Here is a 24128-nt window from a genome sequence, read left to right as displayed (position 1 = left end):
GCGCCCCCGACTCCCCCCATCACTCCCAGAGGTCGTCACCCATGACAGAGCTGAACCGTCGCAGGTTCCTCCAGATCGCCGGAGGCACGGCAGCCGTCGCGATGCTGAACGAGAGCATCGCGCGGGCCGCGGCCATCCCGGCGCAGGGCAGCACCGGAACGATCCAGGACATCGAGCACGTCGTCGTCCTCATGCAGGAGAATCGTTCCTTCGACCACTACTTCGGGGCGATGAAGGGCGTACGCGGCTTCGGCGACCCCCGGCCCGTAGTCCAGGACAACGGCAAGTCCGTCTTCCACCAGTCCAACGGGACGAAGGACATCCTGCCCTTCAACCCGCAGGTGGAAGACCTCGGAATGCAGTTCCTCACGGGCCTCAACCACGACTGGGCCGGAGGCCAGCAGGCTTACAACAAGGGCAAGTACGACAAGTGGGTTCCGGCCAAGACGGCCACGACCATGTCGTACATGACGCGGAACGACATCCCGTTCCACTACGCCCTCGCCGACGCCTTCACCGTCTGCGACGCCTACCACTGCTCCTTCATCGGAGCCACCGACCCCAACCGCTATTACCTGTGGAGCGGTTACACGGGCAACGACGGCACCGGCGGCGGCCCGGTCCTGGGCAACCAGGAGGCCGGCTACGGCTGGAAGACCTACCCCGAGCGCCTGGAGTCGGCCGGCGTCTCCTGGAAGGTCTACCAGGACATCGGCGACGGCCTGAACGCGGCCGGTTCGTGGGGCTGGATCAACGACGCCTTCCGCGGCAACTACGGCGACAACTCGCTGCTGTACTTCAACACCTACCGCAACGCCCAGCCCGGCAGTGCCCTGTACGAGAAGGCCCGCACGGGCACCAACGTCAAGGCGGGCGAAGGGTACTTCGACCGGCTGCGCGCCGACGTGGTGAACGGCACCCTGCCGCAGGTCTCCTACATCGCCGCCCCCGAGGCGTTCAGCGAGCACTCCAACTGGCCGACGAACTTCGGTGCCTGGTACATCTCGCAGGTCCTGGACGCGCTCACCGCGAACCCGGCGGTGTGGGCGAAGACCGCCTTGTTCATCACCTACGACGAGAACGACGGCTTCTTCGACCACGTGGTCCCGCCGTACCCGCCGGCCTCCTCGGCCTGGGGCCTGTCCACGGCGAGCGTCACCGGCGACCTGTACACAGGGGGCGTCTCCGGCTACGCGGCCGGCCCGTACGGCCTCGGCCCGCGCGTCCCCATGATCGTGGTCTCCCCCTGGAGCAAGGGCGGTTACGTCTGCTCCGAGACCTTCGACCACACCTCCGTGATCCGCTTCATGGAGAAGCGCTTCGGGGTGCAGGAGCCCAACATCTCGCCGTGGCGCCGCGCCGTGTGCGGCGACCTGACCTCGGCCTTCGACTTCACCCAGGCGGACGCGGCCCCCGCCGCGCTCCCGTCCACGGCCGGCTACGTCCCGCCGGACAAGGACCGCCACCCGTCCTACTACCCGACCGTGCCGGCCACGGGCACCCTCCCGAAGCAGGAGGCCGGCTCCAAGCCGACCCGCGCCCTGGGCTACAGCCCGTACGTGGACGGCAAGGCCACCGTGTCCACCGGCAAGTTCACCCTGACCTTCGCCAGCGGTCCCGCCCTCGGCGCCCACTTCCACAGCACCTCCGGCAACCGGACGGACGGCCCCTGGCCGTACACCGTCGAGGCGGGCAAGACCCTCTCGGACACCTGGAGCACCAGCAGCTCCACCGGCAACCAGATCAACCTGACGGTCTGGGGTCCGAACGGCTTCCTGCGCACCTGGAAGGGCCCGGCGAAGAAGGCCGGCCCCGAGGTCACGGCCCGCCACGTGGCGGCCACCGGCAACCTGACCCTCAGCATGGCCAACTCCGGCACGGCCGCGGTGAACCTGACCGTGACCAACGCCTACGGCGGCGCGCCCCAGACCTTCAAGGTCAACCCCGGCGCCACGGTGACCCACACGGTCGACCTCCGCACGACGGCCCGCTGGTACGACGTCAAGGTCGTCTCCGACGCCGACAGCACCTTCCTGCGCCGCTTCGCCGGCCACGTGGAGACGGGCGCGCCGGGGGTCTCCGACCCGGCGATCAAGACCGTCTGACGCTCCCGGACGGGTGAACCGCCGCCTCCACCGCCCGCGAGGTTAACGCTTGCGTTAACTTCGCGGGCGTGGCCGCACGCCGAGAAGCGGTACCGGCTCACATCGGTGAGCTGGACTGCAGGCCCGCAGGGCGGAACGTACGGCGTCGCCTCCGGGCGCGGGGCGCGGGGCGCAAAAAAGACCCCTGGGGGTACGAGGAAGAACCTCGTACCCCCAGGGGACCTACAGGGTGAGTGACGGGACTTGAACCCGCGGCCACCTGGACCACAACCAGGTGCTCTACCAACTGAGCTACACCCACCACGACGGGCGGCGGACCACCCGTTCGATGTGCAAGCACAGCATAGCCGATCAGCGGGGTGCTCCCGCGACGCGTTATCCGGCGGACCGGCTCCCGGCGAGGGTGGCCGCGAGCCGGGCCGTGACCCCGTCCGTACGGCGGGCGGCATGGGCGACGGCGGCCGCGGCGAGGGCCCGGATCACCGGGTGCGGCCTCGTCCCGTCCCCGGCCAGCTCCGGCTGGAACAGGGTGGCGAGGAAGAAGGGGTGCCCGGGCAGCTCCGCGACGCGCACCTGCCCGTCCTCGTCGTGCCCCGACAGCCGCAGCCCGTGGGCGGCGAGCACCGGCAGGTGCCGGGGCGCGGGCCCGTAGTCGCAGTGGTAGTGCTCCACCGAGCGCTCCGCGCCGAGCGCGGCTTCGGCCAGCGACCCGGCCTCGGCCCGTACGAGGCCCGAGTGCCCCACCAGCGAACAGGCGAGCGGCGCGATCAGCGGGTCCTCGGCCCCGGGGTCCTGCTCGGCGTGCGCGGCCCCCGCCAGACCGCAGACGCTGCGGGCGTACTCCAGCAGGGCGTGCTGGAAGCCGCCGCAGGTCCCGAGGAAGGGGATGCCCTCCTCCCGGGCCGTCCGGATCGCCGCCAGCGCCCCGGCCTCGCTGGCGTACGGGCTCCCGGGCAGCACCCACACGGCGTCGAAGCGAGCCAGGGCCCCCGAGGCGGCCTCGGCCGCGGCGTCGCCGGTGGGGATCCAGTACGCGTCGAGGACGAGTCCGTCGCGCATGGCCAGGGCTTCGAGGAGCAGCGGGATCCGGGTGTGGGAGGTCACGTGCGGGGAGCGGTCGCCGACGAGGGCGACCCGCGCGATCGGTGCGGTGGTCATGCGGATCATCCTGCGACCGGATCCCGCTTCAGCGCCAACGATTGTTCCTGCATGATCGATAAGCAATGCTGATGGGCATGGATCCGCACCTGCTCCGCACCTTCGTCGCCGTCGCCCGCCTGGGCTCCTTCTCCGGGGCGGCCCGGGAGCTCGGATACACCCAGTCCGCCGTCTCGCAGCACATCGCCGCCCTGGAAGGGGACCTGCGCGCCGAGCTGCTCACCCGGCGGCCGGTGGCGCCGACCCCCGCCGGAGTGCGGCTCCTGGAACACGCCGGGCCGCTGCTGCTGCGGCTCGACGCCGCCCGCGCCGACGTGCTGAGGCTGGCCGCCGCACCGCCCGGGCGGGTCACGCTCGCCGTGTCCCCGCTCGCCCTCGGGCCCCGGCTGCCGGCCGCCCTGCCCGCCACCGGCGTCACGCTGCGGGTGCTGCCGCCCGCCGAGGTGCCCGCCGCCGTCGCCACCGGAGGCTGCGACCTCGGCCTGGTCGACGGCCTGGCCGCGCCCAGCGACCCGCTGCGGCTGCCCGACGTGGCCCCGCTGACCGTGACCGGCGTGGGGGAGGAGGAACTGGCCGTGCTGCTGCCCGCCGGGCACCCCTTCGCCGGGCGGGCCGCGCTCCGGCTGGCGGACCTCGCCGACGCGCGCTGGCTCGACGCCCCCGGGGTGGGCCTGCCGGTCGGCGCCGCCGGGATCACCGCCCGCCCGGGCTCCCGTACCGCCATGCGCTACGAGGGCACCGACCTGCACGGACTCTGCGCGCTGGCCCTCGCCGGACACGGCCTCGTCGTGCTGCCGCACCGTGTCGCCGGGGCCGCGGCAGCCGCCGGGGCGGGGGCCGCCGTACCGCTGTCCGCGCCGCGCCTGGTGCACCGTACGGAACTGCTCTCGCCCGGCGCCCCGACCGGCGCGGCCGCTGCCCTTGCCGCACGGCTCACGGCAGGATCCCCGTATGACCACTGACCCCGCCCCCTTCACCGCGGCCGACTACGCCGCCCGGATGGCCGCCGCCGCACAGAGCGCCGCCGACGCGGGACTGGCCGGCCTGCTGATCGCCCCCGGGCCCGACCTCGCCCACCTCACCGGATACCGCGTCACCGCCGAGACCGAGCGGCTCACCCTGCTCGTGCTCGCCGCCGGGCAGGACCCCGTGCTCGTCGTGCCCGCGCTGGAGGCCCCCGACGCCGCCAAGGCACCGGGCGCCTCCGCGCTGACCCTGCGGGACTGGGCCGACGGCAAGAACCCGTACGCCGTGGCCTCACCCCTGCTGGACGTCGCCGGGCGCTTCGGCGTGAGCGACAACACCTGGGCCCTCCACCTCCTCGGCCTCCAGCGGGAGTTGCCCACCACCTCGTACGTGCCCCTCACCGACGCCCTGCCCATGCTGCGCGCCGTCAAGGACGAACGGGAACTGGAACGCCTCGCGGCGGCCGGCGCGGCCGCCGACGCCGCCTACGCGCAGGTCCTGCACCTGCCCTTCGCCGGACGCCGGGAGAGCGACGTCGCCGCCGATCTGGCCTCCCTGCTGCGCGTGCACGGCCACTCCCAGGTCGACTTCACGGTCGTCGGCTCCGGCCCCAACGGCGCCAACCCGCACCACGAGGCCGCCGACCGGGTGATCCGGCACGGCGACATGGTGGTGCTCGACTTCGGCGGACTGCGGGACGGCTACGGCTCCGACATCTCCCGCACCGTGCACGTCGGGGAGCCGAGCGCAGAGGAGCAGCGCGTCCACGACATCGTCCGCGAGGCCCAGCAGGCGGCCACCGCGGCCGTCCGCCCGGGCATCGCCTGCCAGGAGGTGGACCGGGCGGCCCGCGCGGTGATCACCGAGTTCGGCTACGGGGACCGCTTCATCCACCGCACCGGCCACGGCATCGGCGTCACCACCCACGAGCCGCCGTACATGGTCGAGGGCGAGGAACAGCCCCTGGTCCCCGGCATGTGCTTCTCCGTGGAACCGGGGGTCTACCTGCCGGGCCGGTTCGGCGTCCGGATCGAGGACATCGTGACCGTGACCGAGGACGGGGTGCGCCGCCTCAACAACGCCCCGCGCGAGCTGGCGATCGTCGAATAGCCCGACGGGACGCAGCTGGTACCCCCTACGGGGCCAGGACCACCGCGGACTCGCCCGGAACGTGGATCCGCCCGTCCGGGCCCGGATGGTGGACGGGCTCCCAGGAGGCCAGCACCCGCACGCCGTTGCGGCCCAGCGCGATCGTCGCCGGATCCGGGGAGAGGTTCACCACCACCCGTACGTCGCCCCGGCGGAAGGTCAGCCAGCGCCGCTCCTCGTCGTGCGCGACCCGGACCGCCGCGAGGTCCGGGTCGCGCAGGTCCGGGTGCGTGCGGCGGAGCGCGACGAGGGTGCGGTACCAGGCCAGCAGGCGCGCGTGCCCGGGCCGCTCCGGCTCGGCCCAGTCCAGGCAGGAGCGGTCCCGGGTGGCGGGGTCCTGCGGGTCGGGGATCTCCTCGGCCTTCCAGCCGTGCGCCGCGAACTCCCGCCGCCGGCCGGTCCGTACCGCCTCGGCGAGCTCCGGGTCCGGGTGGTCGGTGAAGTACTGCCACGGGGTGCCCGCGCCCCACTCCTCGCCCATGAACAGCATCGGTACGAACGGGCCGGTCAGTGCCACGGTCGCGGCGCACGCCAGCAGGCCGGGGGAGAGGGAGGCCGCGAGCCGGTCGCCGATGGCCCGGTTGCCGATCTGGTCATGGGTCTGGGTGTAGCCGAGGAAGCGGTGGGCCCGGGTCCGGCGGCGGTCCAGGGGGCGCCCGTGGGTGCGGCCCCGGAAGGAGGACCAGGTCCCGTCGTGGAAGAAGGCCCGGGTCATGGTCTTGGCGAGGGCGGTCAGCGGGGCCTCGGCGAAGTCCGCGTAGTACGCCTGGGATTCGCCGGTCAGCGCGCAGTGCAGGGCGTGGTGGAAGTCGTCGTTCCACTGGGCGTGCAGGCCGAGGCCCCCCTCGGCGCGCGGGGTGGTGGTGCGCGGATCGCACTGGTCGGACTCGGCGATCAGGAACAGCGGCCGGCCTGTCTCCGCCGCCAGTTCGTCCACGGCCGCGGCGAGTTCCTCCAGGAAGCTCAGCGCCCGTCCGTCGACCAGCGCGTGCACCGCGTCGAGGCGCAGCCCGTCGATCCGGTAGTCGCGCAGCCAGGCCAGCGCGCTGCCGAGGAAGTAGGCGCGGACCTCGTCGGAGCCGGGCGCGTCCAGGTTCACCGCCGCGCCCCACGGGGTGTGGTGGGTGTCGGTGAAGTACGCCCCGAAGGCGGGGAGATGGTTGCCGGAGGGGCCGAGGTGGTTGTGGACCACGTCGAGCACCACGCCGAGCCCCGCGGCGTGCGCGGCCTCCACGAAGCGGGCGAGGCCCGCCGGGCCGCCGTACGGCTCGTGGACGGCCCAGGGCGCGACCCCGTCGTACCCCCAGCCGTGCCGGCCGGGGAAGGGGCAGACCGGCATCAGCTCCACGTGCGTGACGCCCAGCCCGGCCAGGTGGGCGAGCCGGGCGGCCGCGGCGTCGAAGGTGCCCTCCGGGGTGAAGGTGCCGACGTGCAGCTCGTACAGGACTGCGTCCTGGAGCGGGGTGCGCGGCCCCGGGGCCGCCGGCTCCGGGACGAGGGCCGCGAAGTCGACCACGGCCGACAGCCCGTCGGGCCCGGTCGGCAGCCGGCGTCCTCGCGGGTCGGGCCGGACGACGCCTCCCGCGCTCGACCCGCCGTCCAGCAGGAACCCGTAGCGGCTCCCGTCGGCGGCCGGGGCCTCGACGAACCACCAGCCGTCCCGGTCCGGGTCGCGCGCCATGTCGTACGTCGCGTCGTCCAGTCGCATGGCGACATGACCTGTCAGCGGTGCCCACACCTCGAACTGCACGGACGGTCCCCTCGTCTCCGGCGGTGTCCAGCATGCGTATCGTGCCCATCATTCCGGGCGTCGCGGGGGAGTTCTGGACACTCCGGCCCCGACGGGCCGACAATCACCCTGTGACATCCAGTTTCGAATTTGCCTCCTATCCCGCGCCGCGGCTCTCCGACGCGGAGCGCGAGCAGGCGTTGGGTCAGCTCCGGGAGGGCGCTGCCCTGGGCCGACTGTCGCACGACACGTTCCTGCGCCGCATGGAACTGGCGCTGGTCGCCCGGCGGTCGGAGGACCTCGCGGTCCTCACCGCCGACCTCGCGGGCCGGGAGGGCGAGGCCAGCCCCTGGACCCGCCGGCTGTTCGGCTGGGTCGGCCGGGCCTCCGCCGTCACGGTCGGCGTCCGGCGCGCCTGGACCGCCGAGAGGCTGCCCAAGCTGCTCCTCCCGCACCCGAGCACGGGGACGCTGCGGATCGGCCGCGACCCCGGCAACGGGCTGCGGCTCACCCATGAGACGGTCTCCCGGATGCACGCGGAACTCCGGCTGCGGGACGGGGTGTGGGTGCTCAAGGACCTGGGCTCCACCAACGGGACCACGGTCAACGGGCGCCGGGTGACGGGCTCGGCCGTGGTCCGGGACGGGGACCAGATCAGCTTCGGGAAGGTCGACTTCCGGCTCTCGGCGAGCTGACGGAGCGCCGTCCGCCGGAGGCCGGGTCCGGGCGGGGCGGGTCCGGGCGGGGGCGCAAGATGGTGCTCATGGAACACACGCCCGTCGTGCGCCGCGCGCGCCCCGAGGACCTGCCCCGGCTCGTCGAACTCATCCACGAGCACGTCGCGTACGAGAAGTCCGCACCCCGCCCCCCGGACCTCGCCGACCGGCTCGGCCCGCAGTTGTTCGCCGAGGGGGCTGCGCTGTGGGTGCTGCTCGCCGAGACCCCGGACGGGGCGGTGGCCGGATACGCCGCCTGCTCCACCGAGTTCGCCTTCTGGGACGCCCGCCACTACCTCCACATGGACTGCCTCTACCTTGCCGGGGACGCGCGCGGCCACGGCCTCGGCGCCGCCCTGATGGACGGCGTACGGGACCTCGCCCGGGAGCTCGGCGTCGAACAGGTGCAGTGGCAGACCCCCGACTGGAACGAGGGCGCGATCCGCTTCTACGACCGCCTCGGCGCCACCGGCCACCCCAAGCGCCGTTACGGTCTGGCCGTGGGCCCGGCCGCGTCCTGAACGGCCGGCGGGGCCGCGGCCTGTGGTTCCGCCGGGGCCGGTCCCGGGGGCCGGGTCCCGGGACCGGGCTCGGGATCCACGAGGCGCGCGTACGCGGCCAGCACCGTCCGGGACTGGTGTTCCACCTGGGTGGCCACGGGCACCCAGCGCGCCTGGAACCGGGCCGTGAACCCCTCGCACCAGCCGGTGACGAGCCGGTCGAGCGTGGGCGCCGCCGGATGGCCCCGCGTCCGCAGCACCCGTAGCAGCATCGCGGCGGCGCGCAGCGACAGGCGGCGCCCGAAGGCGTCGATCCCGGCGATGTACGCGGCCGTGGCCTCCGCGGGCGCTCCGCGGCCGCTCCACTCCAGGGCGATCCGGGGGATCAGCGCGAGCGTCCAGTCCACCGCGCGCAGCAGCGGCGCCGCGTCGGGGTCCCGGTGCGGCGGCGGCTCGGCGCCCCGGATCAGCTCCCGCACCCCGGCCACCAGCGCGGCGTCCTCGGTGAGCCGGCCGGCCAGAACGCGCAGGGCGCCGCGCGGGTCGGGGTGCGGGGCGGGATCGTCCACCAGGTCGGAGGCCCACATGGGGACCTCGACGATGGCGGTGGTACCGGCGTACCGGTGGGCGTGGTACCAGGTGCTGAGCCGGGTGTCCTCCGGGTGGAAGGCTCCGGCGGCCTCGCTCCCCGGCTCCGGGATCACGTAGATCCCGGGCCCGGGGGAGGGCCAGCCGGCCGCGTCCGAGGCGCCGGTCTCCACCGGGATGCGCAGTTCCGCGGCCGATTTCGCGAAGGGCTCGGCGAGGCCGGGTATGTCGCGGGTCAGCTGCACCCAGGACCCGCCGAGGTCCGTCGCGTGCAGGGACACCTGGAGGACGGGCCGCAGCTCGTCGATGAGGGCGGTCAGGGCCAGGGTCTCGGGCGGCAGCCGGTCCGGGGGCAGTAAAGACGGCGCCCACTCCGGCTGTTCGGGCCCGGGGGGCCGGAAGAAGTTGCGGTGGTAGTCGAGCAGCGAATAGGGGCGGGGCGTGCGGTGCAGGGCCGCGCCGTCCGGGTCGGCGCAGAGCAGGAAGTGCCAGCCGCAGCCGGCGCGCGGCGCCGGGTCGTGGATGAGCCGGCGGGCCAGGGACAGTGCGGTGGCCCCGCCGACGGGCTCGTTCGCGTGGGCCCCGGCGACGACCAGGACATTGCGTCCGGCCCCGTGCCCGTGCCCTTGCGCCTGGCCCCGCGCCTGCCCTTGCCCGGGCAGGCCGTTGACCGCGGCGTCGGCGGCGGCGACGGACAGCACCCAGAGCGGCTGCCCGCCCCGGGAGGTTCCGGCCTGCCGCAGCCGGACCAGGCCGGGGTGTTCGTCCGCCAGGGCGCGGGCGGCCAGGGCGAGTTCATGAGGGGTGGGATAGCACATGTCGCGGAGGAGAGTCACAAGGGATGCCATGCCCGCCGCGCACACCGCCTACTGCTCCGCGGGCTCCGCAGTTCCCGCGACCCACCTGGAATCCCCTGGCCAACGCCTCGCCCGGCCTGATCGTCCTCGCCCCGGCCAAATGGTCCGGGGCGCGGTCGGCGAGGACTGCGCGCTGCTCTCCCCCGACCCGTCCCCCGGACACCCCCTAGTCGTCGCGGAGCAGGACCCCGACGGGCAGGGCGTCGAGCAGTCCGGCCAGCGGCACCTCGCCCTCGTACGAGGCCCCGTGCGCGCCGCGCGACCCGTGCAGCCCGTGCGCGCCGTCGGCCACCGGCAGCGGCGTCCACCGTCCGGGCGGCAGCGGCAGGACGGTGTCCCGCCAGCCCCCCGCCCCGGCCAGCCGGTGCGAGAGCCGCGTGGCCACCGCGACCAGCCCCGGCGGGCGGGCGAAGGCCAGGCAGTGCTCCGCGGCCGGGCCCCGGGCGGTCAGGGGGGCGTAGCCGGTGAACAGGCCGGGCCGGTTCCGGCGCAGCCGCAGCAGGGCGGCGGTCAGGGCCAGCTTCTCCTCGGCCGGGTCCCGGGGCGCGGCCCCCGCGTCCAGCCGGGCCAGCGCCCGGCGCGGGAACTCGGCCGGGCGGCGGTTGTCCGGGTCGACCAGGGCCCGGTACTCCGTCTCGGCGCCCTGGTAGACCTCGGGGACCCCGGGCATCGCCAGGTGCAGCAGGGCCATGCCGAGGAGGTTGGCGCGGGCCGCCTCCGCGAGCTCGGGCGGCAGGTCGAGGGGGCGCGGGGCGTACCCGGCGACGGTCGCCTCGTAGGCCTCGTCGGGCTCGGTCCAGCTGGTGCGCAGGGCTGCCTCGCGGACCGCCTTGAGCAGGGCTCCGGCCAGCCGGGGCGCGGCCTGCGGGACCTCGCCGAGGCCCAGCGCGGTCTGCCGGGCCACCCAGGCGAGCTGGGCATCCGGGCCGGCGGCAGGGTCCATGAGGTGCGGGGCCTGCGAGAGCACCGCGATGCGGGCCCGGACGTCGGCGCTGCGTTTGGTGTCGTGCGTCGAGAGCACCGTCCCGGAGCCGGGCCAGTCCCGTTCGAGCGCGGCGCAGTAGGCGTGGAACTCCCGCGGGGGTACGGCCGGGCGGCCGGGATCCCCGCCGACCTCGGTGGCCGACAGCAGGGGCGCGTACCGGTAGAAGGCCCGGTCCTCCAGGGACTTGGCGCGCAGGGCCGCCGAGGTCTGGGCGAAGCGGGCGGCGAAGGAGGGGTCCCGCAGCAGCAGTTCCCGTACGCCCGCCACCGCGGCCGATCCCGCCACCGCGGCGGCCCGCTCCAGGGCCTGTGGCGCGGGCTCCGGGTCGCCGGGGTAGGGCCGGTAGACGGGGTAGGAGACCAGCAACTCCGTGACGGCTGCCTTCAGTTCCGGTCCGGCCAGCCGCTCCAGCGTAGCCAGTTCGGCGGCCAGGTCGCAGGTCAGCACCTCGCGGGCGCTTGCCTCGGCGGTCCGCTCCCACTGCGGGGTCCCGGTCTGCTCCGCGTAGCGCAGCGCCAGTTCGGCGGCGCCGTGCGGGTCCGTGAACACCCCGTCCACCCGGTGCAGCGCGTCGTACCCGGTGGTTCCCGCCACCGGCCAGGAGGGAGGCAGTCGTTCGTGCCCGGCCAGGATCTTCTCCACCACCACCCAGCAGCCCTCGCCGGCCGCGGCCCGCAGCCGCCGCAGGTACTCCCGCGGATCGGCCAGACCGTCCACGTGGTCGATCCGCAGGCCCTCCACGACCCCGTCGCGGACCAGTTCCAGCACCTTCGCATGGGTGGCCGTGAACACCTCCGGGTCCTCCACCCGCACCCCGATCAGCTCCGAAATGGTGAAGAACCGCCGGTAGTTGAGGTCGGTACGGGCCTCCCGCCACCAGGCCGGGCGGTACCACTGCGCGGCCAGCAGCTCGGGCAGCTCCAGTCCGCCGGTCCCTTCGCGCAGCGGGAACTCCTGCTCCCCGTACCGCAGGACCTCCCCGTCGGCCTCCAGCGCGCAGGAGTCCACCGGGCCGGCGAGCACCGGCAGCAGCAGCTGTCCGCCGCCCGCCTCCCAGTCGATGTCGAACCACCGGGCGTACGGGGAGTCCGGCCCGTGCCGCAGCACCTCCCACAGGGGCCGGTTCAGCCGCAGCGGCGTCGGTACCGCCATGTGGTTGGGCACGATGTCGAGCACCAGTCCGAGCCCGTGCGCCCGGGCGAGGCGGGCCAGCTCCCGCAGGCCCTCCTCGCCGCCGAGCTCGGCCCTGACCCGGGAGTGGTCGGTGACGTCGTACCCGTGGGCCGAGCCGGGCACCGCCTCCAGTACGGGGGAGAGGTGCAGGTGTGACACGCCGAGGGAGGCCAGGTGCGGTACGGCCGCCCCGGCCGCCGCGAAGGAGAACTCGGGACCGAGCTGGAGGCGGTAGGTCGACGCCGGAGTGACAGGTGTCGGAACATCAGTTTCCGGTTGCATGCGTGACAGCGGCTGGCTCATGAGAACGTACGTACCCAGCCTGCCGGATTCCGTGCCATGACCCAATGCATCCGGGTGACTGCACCGGGTTAAGGTGCCTCAAGTGGTTGGAACCGTCAACACCTATCGAAGAGTCATCGCCCTGACCGGGCCCCTACTCCCCCTCATCTCGTTCTTCGCCCGACTGCCCGTCGCGATGTCCCAGTTCGGGAGCGTCCTGCTCGTTGCCCAGACCAGCGGCTCCCTCGCCACCGCCGGCATAGTGGGCGGCACCCTCTCGGCCGGCCAGGTGGTCTTCGGACCCGTCCTGGGCCGGCTCGCCGACCGCCACGGGCAGCGGCCCGTCGTCCTGACCGCAGCCGCGGTCAACGCCGTCGCCACCGCCGCCCTCGTCACCGGGGCCCTCGCGGGCCTCGACAGCGTCCCGCTCGCCGCGATCGGCGCCGCCACCGGCGCCTCCGTGCCGCTGATCGGACCCCTCGCCCGGACCCGTTCCGTCGCGCTGGCGCACCGCGCCCGGGCCGACGAGAGCGTGGTCGGCGCCGTCCACTCGCTCGAAGGCACCCTGGACGAGGTCTCGTTCGTCTTCGGACCCGCCCTCGTCGGACTCGCTGCGCTCGTCGCGCACCCGGCCTTCGCCCTCGGCGGCGCGGCCGCCCTCGTCGCCGTCTTCGCCAGCGCCTACGCCCTGCACCCGACCGCCGCCGTCACGGCCGGGTCCCCGGCGCCGCCGCGCGGCGAGCGGGCGCGGGGCAAGCGGGCGCGGGGCGGCCAGGGCCGCGCCCGCCAGCCCGCGGTGGTCCACGCCGTCCGCGGCTCCCTCGCCCTGCAGGGCGCCATGTTCGGCGCCTGCCAGGCCGGGATCGCCGCCCTCACCGCCCAGTTGGGCGTCCCCGGACAGGCCGGGATCGTGTACGCCGCCATGGGCGTGGTCAGTGCCGCCGTAGGCCTCGCCCTCGGCGCGCTGCCCGCGCGCTTCGGCCTGCGCCTGCGCTGGCGGGTGGCCACCGCGGCCGCGCTGGTGCTCTCGGTGCCGCTGCTGTTCACCGAGGCCCTGTGGCCGCTGTACGCGGTCGTCACCGTCCTCGGGGCCGCCTACGCCCCGCACCTGATCACCGCCTTCGCCCTCACCGAGCGGGCCGTGGAACCGGCCCGGCTCGCCGAGTCGATGGCCTTCGCCGCCAGCTCCCTGGTCGCCGGGCAGGCCATCGCCCTCGCCGTCTCCGGCCGCCTCGCCGAGTGGTACGGGCCCGCCGGGGCCTTCGCCGTGGCCGTCGGCGCCGCCGCACTGTGCCTGGCCCTCGCCCTCGTCACCCGGGTGCCCGCCGACCGCAGGCACGGCAGTGCCTTCGTCCCGGCGCCACCGAAGGCCTCCCCGGCAGCGGGCGGGAGCACCGCCTACGCCGGGCGCTGAAGCACCACCAGACACCGCCCCGTCAGAGCCACCCGGTCCCCGGCCGCGTACTGCGGCCCGGTGCCGGGTGGCAGTACGTCCGCCCGCGCCGTGTCCACGACCAGGCGCCACTCGGCCCCGTGCCCCGCCGGGACCGTGAAGTCCTGCGGATCGGCGCCCGCGTTGAACATCAGCAGGAACGAGTCGTCGGTGATCCGCTCCCCGCGGGTGCCGGGCTCGGAGATCGCCTCCCCGTTGAGGAACACCGTCAGCGACCGCGCGTGCTGCGCCTGCCAGTCGCGGGCCCGCATCTCCTCGCCGTGCGGGGTGAACCAGGCGATGTCCGAGAGCTCGTCGTGCGTGCCCTCCACCGGCCGGCCGTGGAAGAACCGGCGCCGCCGGAAGACCGGGTGGTCGCGCCGCAGCCACACCATCTGCCGGGTGAACTCCAGCAGCGAGGGCGCCGGTTTGCCCGGCTCGGGCCAGCGCACCCACGACAGTTCGTTGTCCTGGCAGTACGCGTTGTTGTTGCCGCCCTGGGTGCGGGCGAACTCGTCGCCGTGGCTGAGCATCGGCACCCCCTGCGACAGCATCAGCGTGGCGATGAAGTTGCGCATCTGGCGGGCCCGCAGCTCCAGGATCTCCGGATCCTCCGTCGGCCCCTCCGCCCCGCAGTTCCAGGACCGGTTGTGGCTCTCGCCGTCCCGATTGCCCTCCCGGTTGGCCTCGTTGTGCTTCTCGTCATACGAGACGAGGTCGTGGAGGGTGAAACCGTCGTGGCAGGTGGTGAAGTTGATGGACGCCAGCGGGCGCCGCCCGTCGTCCTGGTACAGGTCCGAGGAGCCGGTGAGCCGGCCCGCGAACTCCGCCAGCGTGCGCGGCTGCCCGCGCCACAAGTCCCGTACGGTGTCCCGGTACTTGCCGTTCCACTCGGTCCACAGCGGCGGGAAGTTGCCCACCTGGTAGCCGCCCTCGCCCAGGTCCCAGGGCTCGGCGATCAGCTTCACCTGGCTGACCACCGGATCCTGCTGCACCAGGTCGAAGAACGAGGACAGCCGGTCCACCTCGTGGAACTGGCGGGCCAGCGTCGCCGCCAGATCGAAGCGGAAGCCGTCCACGTGCATCTCGGTGACCCAGTAGCGCAGCGAGTCCATGATCAGCTGGAGCACGTGGGGGGAGCGCATCAGGAGCGAGTTCCCGGTGCCGGTCGTGTCGGTGTAGTGCCGCATGTTGTCCGACAGCCGGTAGTACGAGGCGTTGTCCAGCCCGCGGAAGGACAGCGTCGGGCCCAGGTGGTTGCCCTCGGCCGTGTGGTTGTAGACCACGTCCAGGATCACCTCGATGCCCGCCTCGTGCAGGGCCCGGACCGCGGACTTGAACTCCAGCACCTGCTGGCCCCGGTCGCCCGAGGCGTAGCCGTTGTGCGGGGCGAAGAAACCGATGGTGTTGTAGCCCCAGTAGTTGCTCAGGCCGTCGTTGACGAGCCGGTGGTCGTTGACGAACTGGTGCACCGGCATCAGCTCCAGCGCCGTCACCCCGAGCTTGACGAGGTGCCCGATGACCGCCGGGTGCGCGAGCGCCCCGTACGTGCCGCGCAGCTCCTCCGGGAGGTCCGGATGGTGCATGGTCAGACCCTTGACGTGCGCCTCGTAGAGCACGGTGTGGTGGTACTCGTGACGCGGCGGCCGGTCGTTGGCCCAGTCGAAGTACGGGTTGACCACGACCGAGCTCATCGTGTGCGGGGCCGAGTCCAGGTCGTTGCGCGAGTCGGGCCGGCCGAAGTGGTAGCCGTACACCGCCTCGCTCCAGTCGACGCGGCCGCTGACCGCCCGCGCGTACGGGTCCAGCAGCAGCTTCGCCGCGTTGCACCGCATGCCCCGCTCGGGCTCGTAGGGGCCGTGGACGCGGAATCCGTAGCGCTGGCCCGGCATGACGCCGGGCAGGTAGGCGTGCCGGACGAAGGCGTCCGTCTCGCGCAGCTCGACGGCCGTCTCCGAGCCGTCGTCGTGCAGGAGACACAGCTCGATGCGTCGGGCGGCCTCGGAGTAGACCGCGAAATTGGTGCCCGCGCCGTCGTAAGTGGCGCCGAGCGGATACGCCTGCCCCGGCCAGACCTGCATAGACAACGACTCTTCCCTCGGTGTCGGAGGATGTCCCGGCTGATCCGGCGTGGACCACGTCCCTGCCAGATCTTCCCCGAAAGAGGGGCCCCACGCGTGGACTTGCAATGCTCCTGCCGGGTGACCCGGAGAGCTGATATGCGGGTCAGCGGACTGTCTGGGCATCGGATAATGGGTCAACGGACAGCCGGTGTACGGGCCATCGGGCTGCACCGGGACGCGCGCGCGGAGTACCCTTCCGTGATCACTGGAGACGGGCGTCCAGACGCAGAAGGCGGTGCACGGGTGAGCTCGGGAGGTCTGGAGCTGCCCCCTGGTGACAGCGGTCACGAGGGCGGCCCGGCGGACGCCCCAGGAGGTGTCTCCGGGGGAGTTCCGGCCGGAGCGGTCTCCCTGGCGGGCGGGCCGGCGACGGCCGGGGGCGCCGCGGGCGCACGGACCGGGGTCGAACTGGACTGGGGCGCGGACGCCTGGAGCGAGGTCCGGACCCGGGCGCAGCGGGCCGGCCGGGCCTACATCTGGCTCAATCTGATCGAACAGCGGCTGCGGGCCGTGGTCGGGGCCGTGCTGCGGCCGGTCTACGAGCCGGTGCACGGCGGGGGCGACTGGGTGGTCGCCGCCGCGGGTCCCGCCGGGCAGGAGTGGGTGCAGCGGGCCGTGGCCGTGCGCGAGGTCAGCCGGCGAAAGGGCTACCTGCTCGATTCCGCCGACGACAACGTGCTGAGCTTCCTGACGCTCCCGCAGCTGCGGGAGCTGATGGTCCAGCACTGGCCCTGCTTCGAACCGTACTTCGACGACCGGCGGGAGATCGAGCAGGCCCTCGACGAGCTGGAGGTCACCCGCAACGTCGTCTCCCGCAACCGGGCGCTGTCGCGCGCCGTGCTGGAGCAGGCCGAGCGGGCCTCGGCGCGGCTGCTGGAGGTGCTGGGCGGAGGCGCGGGCAGCCCGTCGGCGGACCGGCTGCCCATCGACGCCGTCGAGGACCTGGTGGGCGACCGGTACGCGGACGTCATCTCGGTCCACCCGGACCGGGTGCGGCTCCAGCGGCAGCTCCCGGCGGAGGACCTCTTCGGCGGCGCGCGGCGCCTCGACGCCATCGGCATAGGCCTGAACCTGCTGGTCCAGAACTTCTCGGGGCGAAGACTCGTCCGGCTCTCGGAGGCCGGCTGCCGGGTCCGGCTGCTGTTCCTGAACCCGGCGAGCAGTGCGGTCAAGCGCCGCGAGCGGGAGCTGGGGCTGCGCAAGGGCGAGCTGAGCCGATCGGTGGAGATGAACATCCTGCACGTGCGGCGGGTGCGCGCGGGGCTGCGGGATCCCTCGCGCTTCGACATCCACGTCTTCGACGAGACCCCGCGCTTCACCGCCTACCTGGTGGAGGGGGAGTCCTCGGGCATCGCGGTGGTGCAGTCGTACCTGCGCCGGGCGCGGGGCATGGAGGCGCCGGTGCTGGTGCTGCGCGGCGGGGGCCGCGGCGTACCGAAGGACGCGGACCACGGGCTGTTCACGACCTACCGCGAGGAGTTCGAGTCGGTGTGGGAGGACTCCCGGCCGGTGTCCTGACGGGGTCACGGGGGGCGTGGTCCGGCTTGTCAGTGCCCCGTGGCAGGCTGAAAGCCGTTGACCGAACGGTACGGGTACGGGGGGAAGGGCGCGGGCATGGGGGACTGGCACGGTGGTGAGGCGTACGGGGCCTGGGGCGGCCGGGGGCGTCGGGGGGTGACGCGATGAGCTGGATCAGCGGAGCGCTGACCGCCTTCGACCTGGAGACCACGGGCACCGACGTGGAGAGCGACCGCATCGTCACTGCGGCGGTCGTCCGGCTGGACCCGGACGGAACGGTCGCACAGGAGCGGACCTGGCTGCTCGACCCCGGAGTGGCGATACCCGAGGAGGCGTCGGCGATCCACGGCATCTCGACGGAGCACGCCCGCACGTACGGCGTGCCGGCGGCTGCCGCCGTCGAGGAGATCGCGCGGGCCGTCGCCGAGGGACTGCGCCACGGGACGCCGCTGGTGGTGATGAACGCGCGGTACGACCTGTCCCTGCTGGACCGGGAGTGCCGGCGGCACGCGGTCGCCACGGTCAGCGAGCGGCTGGGCGGCGTACCCTCGCCGGTCATCGATCCGCTGGTGATCGACAAGCACGTGGACAAGTACCGCAAGGGCAAGCGGGCCCTGTACGCGCTGTGCGAGCACTACGGGGTGTCCCTCGACGACGCGCACGACGCGCGGGCCGACGCGGTGGCCGCCGCCCGGGTGGTGCGCCGCATGGGGGAGCGGCACCGGCCCGTCGGGGCGATGACCCTGGCCGATCTCCAGGAGCTCCAGGTGCGGGCGGCGGCCGAGCAGTCGGTCTCCCTCCAGAGCTACCTGCGGCGCACCGTGGACCCCGAGGCGGTCGTCGAAGCGGCCTGGCCGCTCATACCCCGCCCGCGGACCCCCTGACCGGACGGGGCGCGGGTCACGCCGTGTACTGGTGGGCCGAGTAGGTCAGGTAGCCCGCGTCGCCGCCCTGGTAGTACGTGGCCTCGTCGGCGGGGGCGATCGGCAGCCCGCGCCGCAGCCGCTCGACCAGGTCGGGGTTGGCGAGGAAGGCGCGGCCGAAGCTGATCAGATCGGCGCCCAGGCCGAGCCAGTGGTCGGCGTCGTCCCGGCCGGCCTGCTTCGGGCCCATCGGGAGCACCGGGTTCATGACGAGGGTGCCCGGCCACGCCCGGCGCAGGGCGACCAGCACCTCTTCGTCGGCGGTGGCTTCGAGGTGCACGTACGCCAGCCCGAGGGGTGCCAGCTCGGTCAGCAGCGCGGTGTAGAGCTCGCGGACGTCGGCGTCCTCGACCCCCCAGAACCTCGCGCCCGGTGAGAGCCGGATGCCGGTCCTGGCCCCGCCGACGGCCTCGACGGTGGCGGCGGCCGCTTCGACGGCGAACCTGATCCGGTTGCCGATCGGGCCTCCGTAGCGGTCCGTGCGCAGGTTGGCGTTGGAGGAGAGGAACTGCGAGATCAGGTAGCCGTTGGCGCCGTGCAGTTCCACGCCGTCGAAGCCCGCGTCGACGGCGCGGCGGGCGGCCCGGGCGTAGGACCGCGCGTGCTCGGGCACCTCGGCGGTGTCCAGCGCGCGCGGAGTCGGAGCGGGCTGCGGCCCGCCCGGGGTGAACACGTCGCCGACGGCGGGCACGGCCGAGGGCCCGACCGGCTGAAGACCGGTGGTGTCGGCATGCGATACCCGGCCGCCGTGCATGAGCTGGGCGAAGATCCGTCCGCCGTTGGCGTGGACGGCGGCGGTCACGGGGCGCCATGACTCGACCTGCGCGTCGGTGTGCAGCCCCGGTGTACCCGGGTTGGACTGCCCGACCGCGCTCGGCTGCACCCCCTCGCTCACGATCAGCCCGGCCGTGGCTCGCTGGGCGTAGTAGGCCGCCATCGACGCGGTCGCCAGGCCGCCGGCGGCGGCCCGGACCCGGGTCATCGGGGCCATGACCACCCGGTTGGGCAGCGTCAGGTCACCGAGCCGGTATCCGGTGAAGAGGGTCGTCATGCCAGGACTCCTTCGCGTTCCGCAGTGCCCGCGCCTCGGGCACTGCGGCTACGCTAGAACCTGACACTGACGTCAGAGGCAAGATATTGTGACTCAGCCCACAACCTGGAGGCACCGTGCGGATCGGCGAACTCGCGTCACGGGCCGGAGTCAGCGTCCGGTCCGTGCGCTACTACGAGGAGCAGGGGCTGCTCACGAGCACCCGCAGCCCCAGCGGGCAGCGGCACTACACGAACGACGAGGCCGAGCGAGTCGCGTTCATCCAGCGGCTCTACGCCGCGGGCCTGTCCAGCCGCACCATCGCCGAACTGCTGCCCTGCGTCGACGCGCCCAGCGAGGAGAACTCCGACTCCGCGCTGGAGCGCATGGCTCTGGAGCGCGAGCGCCTCTCGGCGCACATCACCGACCTCCTGCGCACCAGGGACACCCTCGACACCCTGATGACCGCAGCCCGCGCCCACCGAGCCCAACAGGGGCGGGCCGGGGCCGGGTGACGGGGGCCCCGTGGGTCCGGGCCGCCTCCCGCAACAGGGAGACGGCCCGGCGGCGCACGGTGTGGCTGTCTACGGGGCGGGGACGGGCAGGGGCGCCGTGCCGAGGGTGGGGATGGTCCAGCGTTGGGCGTCGCTGTGGTTGCAGTCGTAGAGCCAGAGCTGGGTTCCGGTGGTCGTGTTGAAGCGGTCGAGGTCGACGCAGCGGCCCGAGACGGGGTTGTAGAGGCTGTTGTCGGCTCGCGGGAGGAACTGCTGGCCGGTACCGCCGTTGCAGGTCATGAGCTCGAGGAGGGTGCCGTTCGCGGTACCGCCGTTGACTGCGTTGAGGCACTTGCCCTGGACCTGGACGCTGCCGTCGTCGCGGATCCGGAAACTCTGGGCGCCGGTGCCGTTGCAGTCGGCGATCTGGATCTTGTTGCCGTCCTCGGTGCGGCTGTGGTCGTTGTCGGCGCAGTGGGCGGCCGAGGCCGTCAGCGCGATGGGGCCGCTGGTGCCGGGCGCTGTGACGGAGGCGGCGTAAGGGTAGACAGCGAGGTTGCTCACGCCTCCGGTGAGGCCGGGGCCCAAGTAGTCAGGCTGTCCGTCGGACTTGAACCGGCCCAGGACGAGCGGGCCGCTCGGGGCGGGACTGGTGGCGGCTTGGTGGTGGCCGGTGCTGGCGAGGACGCCGTTGACGTACAGGCTCATCAGCCCGGTGTCGGCGTTGTAGACCGCAGTCAGGCGGGTCCAGGCGCCGGGGACGAAGCGGCCTGCGTCGTTGACCGCGGCGACGGACCAGTCGTAGACGAGGCCGTCGGTGTCACCCTGCGCCAGCGCGAACCGCCAGGCGACGCTGTCGGCGTACAGGAAGAACGCGCTGCTCCTGGTGCCGTCCTGGCTGGCGACGACACCGCCGCTGCCGTCGACCTTGGCCCAGGTACTGATGGTGAAACTCTTACGGGTGTCGACGGCTGGCCTCGTAGCTGTGATGGTGGATCCGGGCCCGCTGAACGCGGCGTAGGGCGTCTCGCGGCCGCCGATGGTCTCGGTGGGCCAGGAGATGCCGGCCGGGGTGGCGGGGTTCTTGTTGGAGACGGCGTCTTCTGTGGCACCGGCGGAGTTCCGGCCGGTGAGCTTCCACTGGGCGGTGGGCCTGTTGAGATTGCCCAGTGTGATGCCTGCGGGGTCGATGCCGGTGACGGCGGGGTACGGAGCGGAGCTGCCGTTCGGCGCGGTGCCCGTGCCATGGAAGGCGAGGAGTTGCTGGTTGGTGTCGACGGCCCAGAGGTCGGGGATGCCGTCGCCCGAGGTGTCTCCGTCGGAGCCGACCCGGGGATAGGACTTGGGGTCGATCCTTCCGGTGATCAGGCCGGCGGCGGGATCGGTGAAGCCTGTGAGGTCGGGTGCCTGGGCAGTGCCCTTGACGGAGAAGGCGTGCAGGGTGCCGTCGGCCTTCGAGCGGGCCCACAAGGTCGGGAAGTCGGTGCCTTGGGCGCGACCGGGCGCGATCAGGTCGTAGTCGTTCCAGCGGGTGTCGTCGGCAGAGAGCAGGACGGCCCGGGTGGAGAGCTGGTCAGTGTCGCCGGCGGTGCCGAGCCAGAGCCGACCGTTCTCGACGAACAGCAGGGAGGTGCGGGGCAGGTTGTTCGGGTTGGTTCCGCTGTCGCCGGTGACCGAGCCGAAGGCGGCGATCTGGGTGACCTTGGACCAGTCGCCGCCGTAGCCGTGGGCCGCGCAGTCGATGGTGACGGCGGCGGTGGTGACGCACTGGCTCGGTTTGCCCACGGTGCTGGGTGCCTTGCCGTCGAACCAGCCGCCGTTGTTGTCGTTGGTGTAGAGGTAGAGGTTCGGCTGGTTCGGCTGGTGGGCTATGAGGTCGTCGACCACCTTGTAGCCCAGGCTTCCGCGATGGCTGATCTGGATGTTGTTCCAGTTGCCGGTGCTGCCGGGAGCGGCCTTCATGTCCGCCCTGGCCGCGTTGTACGGGTCCTCGCCTCCCGCGATCTTGCGGAGGTCGCCGGCCGTGTCAGGCAGCAGAATGTCGGGTTTGTGGTCGCCGTTGACGTCGCCGAATACGGCTTTGCCCGCATCGGGGTCGGACGGGGCGTAGTAGCTGTAGACGTAGGGCTGGGACATGTTGCCCGCGTTGTCCTGCGTCTGCAGGTAGACGAAGTTGGTGCCCCAGCGCGGGGGCGTGACCTTGATGGTGGCCTTGCCTTCCGTCAGGGGGACGACGCCGGTTTCGGTGTCGGTGCACTTCCAGCCGGCGGCGGCCTTGACGGGGTCGGTGGTCCAGCGGGCGCAGGCGAGGCCAGAGCTCCGGCCTCCGGCGGGAGGGGCCGGGTCGGCGCCGGTGAGGGTGAAGGTGCCTTCCTGACCGACCAGCTTGGGGTGGGCGCCGATGGTGCCGGAGGCGGGGAAGTCGGTGGAGGTGACGGAAGCGGTGGGCGGGGTGCGGTCGACGCGGAAGTAGCACCAGGGAGTTTCGGTGCTGGTGAGCGTGTCATCGGTGGTGCGGGCGGTCCAGCCGTACTGGTGGCCGTCCGTCAGCGGGCCGACGTCCACAGTCGCGGGACCGTAGCTTCCGTTCCAGCCGGTTCCGGGGAACGTGCTCTGGCCGTTGTTGTCGTCGTCCCAGATCTGGAAGCCGGTGTAGAGCTGCCTTCCGGTCGCCGAGTAGGTGTTGGTGGTCAGCGTGATGTTGTTGTTCGCGCCGACCCAGCCGGGGTTGTCCCAGGGCTGCGCCGTGCCCGGAGTCTGGCACTCCGCGTACGAGCCGGTACCGGCGAACCCGGGAGTGGGGCTGGTGCGGGGCCACCAGACGGTGGGGGTGATGTCGTACTCGACGGCTATGTGCGGGGTGTTGTTGAACCGCTGGCGCTGGAGTTTGTCGTCCTCCTTGTCCGGTGCCAGGCCCAGGGTGACCGTCGGCCACTGGTGTCTGATGGCGGTCGCCATCAGGTCCTTGACGTTGAAGTGGATGTCACCGGTCCCGGACATGTTGATGCCACCGACCTTGGTGCACCCGCCCATGTGCGAGTTCTTGTCGCAGGGCTGCCGTTCCCAGCTGGTGGGGCTGCCGATGGCGTTGGTGGAGTACAGGCCCATCGAGGTGACCGTGTCCGGACTGGAGGAGGTGACCACGGTCGCGTGGAAGTTCGCGTTGATGACCTCGGCGTTGTAGAGGCTGGAGTTGACTCCGATCTGGAAATAGGCCCGCGTCTTGCCGATGCCCGTGCAGGGAGGGTTTCCGATCTTGTATCCGCAGTATCCGGCGGCGGGCTGGTCCCGTCCGTACTCGGTGCTGTTGAACCCGTTGGCCGTCGGGTAGGCCTCCTGGACCTGGGACCAGGCCTGGGTGCTGTTGTCGGCGACCGGGTTGACCCCAGGGTCGATGTACCAGGGGCCGGTGCCCCGGCTGAGGAGGGTGGCGTCGGGGACGAGTTCGATGCTCTGCGCGTTCGCCGTGACGGCCACGTCCGCGACGGTCGCGTCTGTTCCGGGGCCGTCCGGGCTGGACCGGGTCGACTGGACCGACTGCCCTTCTGAGGCGGCCGCGGACTTCGGAGTAGCTGCGGCGGCGGACTTCGCGGCGGCCGAGGGTGCCTCGGTGGCCGAATCCCACATGGTCGACGGCGGGCTGGAGAACCGCGGCCGGCCGGTGTGGTCGGTCACGCTGATGTTGCCCGCGGCGTCGCTGCTCACGTTCAGGCCCTCGGCCTCGACTCCGAGCCTCAGCTTCTTCAGGGCCGGGTTCGCCGCGGCCTGAGCCGTACGGACGATCAGCACCTGGCGCCAGCCGCCGAGCTTGTTCGCGCTCAGCTCCAGGTCGATGTCCGGCAGCACGGATCTGTAGAGGGCGCTGTTGCCGTTGAGCGTGGGCTTGGGCAGCGGGAAGGGAGCCTTGACGGCCAGCTTCTTGCCGTCTGCGGTGGTCATGGTCGCCATCGGGCCGGTGCCGCCGCCGGAGAGGCTGAGCGCGGACGGGACCGCGGTGGGTACGACGGACCCGTCAGGGTTGCTGCGGAGGGTGGCGTCGACCGGCTTCCAGCTGCCGTCCGTGCCCTTGACCCGCTCGACAGCCGAGGCCGAGTCGACGGTCAGTGAGCCGCTGGGGTTGGCGAAGGTCTGCGAGGTCGCGGTCGTCAGGTGGCTGACGAGCACCGGTTTCCCGCTCGCCTTGGCCTGCTCCTGCGCGTGGAGCAGGGCTTTGTCCTGCTCCGTGAGCGGGGGTTTGGGCGGGGGCGCGGGCCAGGCACTGCCTGCGGGGCCGTGGCCGCGGTCATCGGCGGCGAACGCGGGCGGGGTGGCCAGCAGGCCGGAGCCGAGGGACAACACCGCGATGCCCGTCACAGGAAGCATCGACAGGCCGGAGACCCGCTGTCGGAGGGAAATGCCGG

Annotated in this window: 16 protein-coding genes and 1 tRNA gene; 9 read left to right on the top strand and 8 right to left on the bottom strand. The window is 73.0% G+C overall.

Going from position 1 to position 24128, the window contains the following annotated elements:
• Positions 1 to 41: 41 nt before the first annotated feature.
• A complete protein-coding gene (locus OG447_RS28610) occupies positions 42 to 2105 on the top strand; it encodes a phosphocholine-specific phospholipase C (protein ID WP_266940318.1) in 2064 nt (687 codons plus the stop codon).
• Positions 2106 to 2333: 228 nt separating this feature from the next.
• Here OG447_RS28610 and OG447_RS28605 read toward each other — a convergent pair.
• Positions 2334 to 2406 (bottom strand) — tRNA-His (locus tag OG447_RS28605).
• A 74-nt stretch (positions 2407 to 2480) separates the two neighbouring features.
• Positions 2481 to 3263 (bottom strand): hypothetical protein, encoded by a 783-nt coding sequence (locus OG447_RS28600; RefSeq protein ID WP_266940317.1) that lies wholly within the window; start codon positions 3261 to 3263, stop codon positions 2481 to 2483.
• A 65-nt stretch (positions 3264 to 3328) separates the two neighbouring features.
• On the opposite strand from OG447_RS28600, the gene OG447_RS28595 reads away from it, so the two are divergent.
• Complete coding sequence (locus OG447_RS28595; protein WP_266940316.1) at positions 3329 to 4225, top strand: LysR family transcriptional regulator; 897 nt, start codon at positions 3329 to 3331, stop codon at positions 4223 to 4225.
• Positions 4215 to 5339: a Xaa-Pro peptidase family protein gene (locus OG447_RS28590; protein WP_266940315.1), complete on the top strand. Its 1125-nt coding sequence runs from the start codon at positions 4215 to 4217 to the stop codon at positions 5337 to 5339. Before OG447_RS28595 ends, OG447_RS28590 begins: the two co-directional genes overlap by 11 nt.
• A 25-nt stretch (positions 5340 to 5364) precedes the next feature.
• On the opposite strand, the gene treZ is transcribed toward OG447_RS28590, so the two are convergent.
• The gene (gene treZ / locus OG447_RS28585) at positions 5365 to 7128 is read right to left on the bottom strand and encodes a malto-oligosyltrehalose trehalohydrolase (RefSeq protein ID WP_266940314.1); all 1764 of its coding nucleotides are present in this window, start codon (positions 7126 to 7128) and stop codon (positions 5365 to 5367) included.
• A gap of 110 nt (positions 7129 to 7238) precedes the next feature.
• Between treZ and OG447_RS28580 the strand changes: the two genes are divergently transcribed.
• Together OG447_RS28580 and OG447_RS28575 are read left to right on the top strand one after the other, a co-directional pair.
• Positions 7239 to 7802, top strand: coding sequence for a DUF1707 and FHA domain-containing protein (locus tag OG447_RS28580; RefSeq protein WP_266940313.1), 564 nt, complete (start codon positions 7239 to 7241; stop codon positions 7800 to 7802).
• A gap of 68 nt (positions 7803 to 7870) precedes the next feature.
• On the top strand, positions 7871 to 8344 hold the full coding sequence (locus tag OG447_RS28575; RefSeq protein WP_323181872.1) for a GNAT family N-acetyltransferase: 474 nt from the start codon (positions 7871 to 7873) through the stop codon (positions 8342 to 8344).
• On the opposite strand, the gene OG447_RS28570 is transcribed toward OG447_RS28575, so the two are convergent.
• Positions 8311 to 9747, bottom strand: a complete 1437-nt coding sequence (locus OG447_RS28570; protein WP_266940955.1) for a M14 family zinc carboxypeptidase — start codon at positions 9745 to 9747, stop codon at positions 8311 to 8313. The two genes, OG447_RS28575 and OG447_RS28570, sit on opposite strands and share 34 nt — an antisense overlap.
• Positions 9748 to 9934: 187 nt before the next feature.
• On the bottom strand, positions 9935 to 12208 hold the full coding sequence (gene treY / locus OG447_RS28565; RefSeq protein ID WP_266940953.1) for a malto-oligosyltrehalose synthase: 2274 nt from the start codon (positions 12206 to 12208) through the stop codon (positions 9935 to 9937).
• A 103-nt stretch (positions 12209 to 12311) separates the two neighbouring features.
• On the opposite strand from treY, the gene OG447_RS28560 reads away from it, so the two are divergent.
• Positions 12312 to 13622 carry an MFS transporter gene (locus OG447_RS28560; RefSeq protein ID WP_266940311.1) on the top strand — a complete coding sequence of 437 codons (1311 nt, stop codon included), beginning with the start codon at positions 12312 to 12314 and terminating at the stop codon, positions 13620 to 13622.
• Here OG447_RS28560 and glgX read toward each other — a convergent pair.
• Positions 13607 to 15721: a glycogen debranching protein GlgX gene (gene glgX, locus OG447_RS28555; protein WP_266940952.1), complete on the bottom strand. Its 2115-nt coding sequence runs from the start codon at positions 15719 to 15721 to the stop codon at positions 13607 to 13609. The genes OG447_RS28560 and glgX overlap by 16 nt on opposite strands.
• Before the next feature lie 285 nt (positions 15722 to 16006).
• Between glgX and OG447_RS28550 the strand changes: the two genes are divergently transcribed.
• Together OG447_RS28550 and OG447_RS28545 are read left to right on the top strand one after the other, a co-directional pair.
• On the top strand, positions 16007 to 17281 hold the full coding sequence (locus OG447_RS28550; protein WP_266940310.1) for an SAV2148 family HEPN domain-containing protein: 1275 nt from the start codon (positions 16007 to 16009) through the stop codon (positions 17279 to 17281).
• A 164-nt stretch (positions 17282 to 17445) separates the two neighbouring features.
• The gene (locus OG447_RS28545; protein ID WP_266940309.1) at positions 17446 to 18165 is read left to right on the top strand and encodes a 3'-5' exonuclease; all 720 of its coding nucleotides are present in this window, start codon (positions 17446 to 17448) and stop codon (positions 18163 to 18165) included.
• A 16-nt stretch (positions 18166 to 18181) separates the two neighbouring features.
• Here OG447_RS28545 and OG447_RS28540 read toward each other — a convergent pair whose 3' ends face one another.
• Positions 18182 to 19255 carry an alkene reductase gene (locus OG447_RS28540; protein ID WP_266940308.1) on the bottom strand — a complete coding sequence of 358 codons (1074 nt, stop codon included), beginning with the start codon at positions 19253 to 19255 and terminating at the stop codon, positions 18182 to 18184.
• A gap of 116 nt (positions 19256 to 19371) precedes the next feature.
• Between OG447_RS28540 and OG447_RS28535 the strand changes: the two genes are divergently transcribed.
• Entirely contained in the window at positions 19372 to 19749 is a 378-nt protein-coding gene (locus OG447_RS28535; RefSeq protein ID WP_266940306.1) for a MerR family transcriptional regulator, read from the top strand.
• 69 nt (positions 19750 to 19818) lie between these two features.
• Here OG447_RS28535 and OG447_RS28530 read toward each other — a convergent pair whose 3' ends face one another.
• A complete protein-coding gene (locus tag OG447_RS28530; RefSeq protein ID WP_266940305.1) occupies positions 19819 to 24081 on the bottom strand; it encodes a ricin-type beta-trefoil lectin domain protein in 4263 nt (1420 codons plus the stop codon).
• Positions 24082 to 24128: the final 47 nt, after the last annotated feature.

The sequence above is a fragment of the Streptomyces sp. NBC_01408 genome, from assembly GCF_026340255.1.
In the GTDB taxonomy this organism is placed as follows: Bacteria; Actinomycetota; Actinomycetes; order Streptomycetales; family Streptomycetaceae; genus Streptomyces.
The sequence above is the reverse complement of the archived record's forward strand: the minus strand, read 5'-3'. Positions and strand labels throughout refer to the sequence as shown.

Bases quoted from the DNA above. Each gene is read 5' to 3' on its own strand.
- OG447_RS28610 (WP_266940318.1), top strand. From the start codon at position 42: ATGACAGAGCTGAACCGTCGCAGGTTCCTCCAGATCGCCGGAGGCACG.
- OG447_RS28600 (WP_266940317.1), bottom strand. From the start codon at position 3,263: ATGACCACCGCACCGATCGCGCGGGTCGCCCTCGTCGGCGACCGCTCC.
- OG447_RS28595 (WP_266940316.1), top strand. From the start codon at position 3,329: ATGCTGATGGGCATGGATCCGCACCTGCTCCGCACCTTCGTCGCCGTC.
- OG447_RS28590 (WP_266940315.1), top strand. From the start codon at position 4,215: ATGACCACTGACCCCGCCCCCTTCACCGCGGCCGACTACGCCGCCCGG.
- OG447_RS28575 (WP_323181872.1), top strand. From the start codon at position 7,871: ATGGAACACACGCCCGTCGTGCGCCGCGCGCGCCCCGAGGACCTGCCC.
- treY (WP_266940953.1), bottom strand. From the start codon at position 12,208: ATGCAACCGGAAACTGATGTTCCGACACCTGTCACTCCGGCGTCGACC.
- glgX (WP_266940952.1), bottom strand. From the start codon at position 15,721: ATGCAGGTCTGGCCGGGGCAGGCGTATCCGCTCGGCGCCACTTACGAC.
- OG447_RS28545 (WP_266940309.1), top strand. From the start codon at position 17,446: ATGAGCTGGATCAGCGGAGCGCTGACCGCCTTCGACCTGGAGACCACG.
- OG447_RS28540 (WP_266940308.1), bottom strand. From the start codon at position 19,255: ATGACGACCCTCTTCACCGGATACCGGCTCGGTGACCTGACGCTGCCC.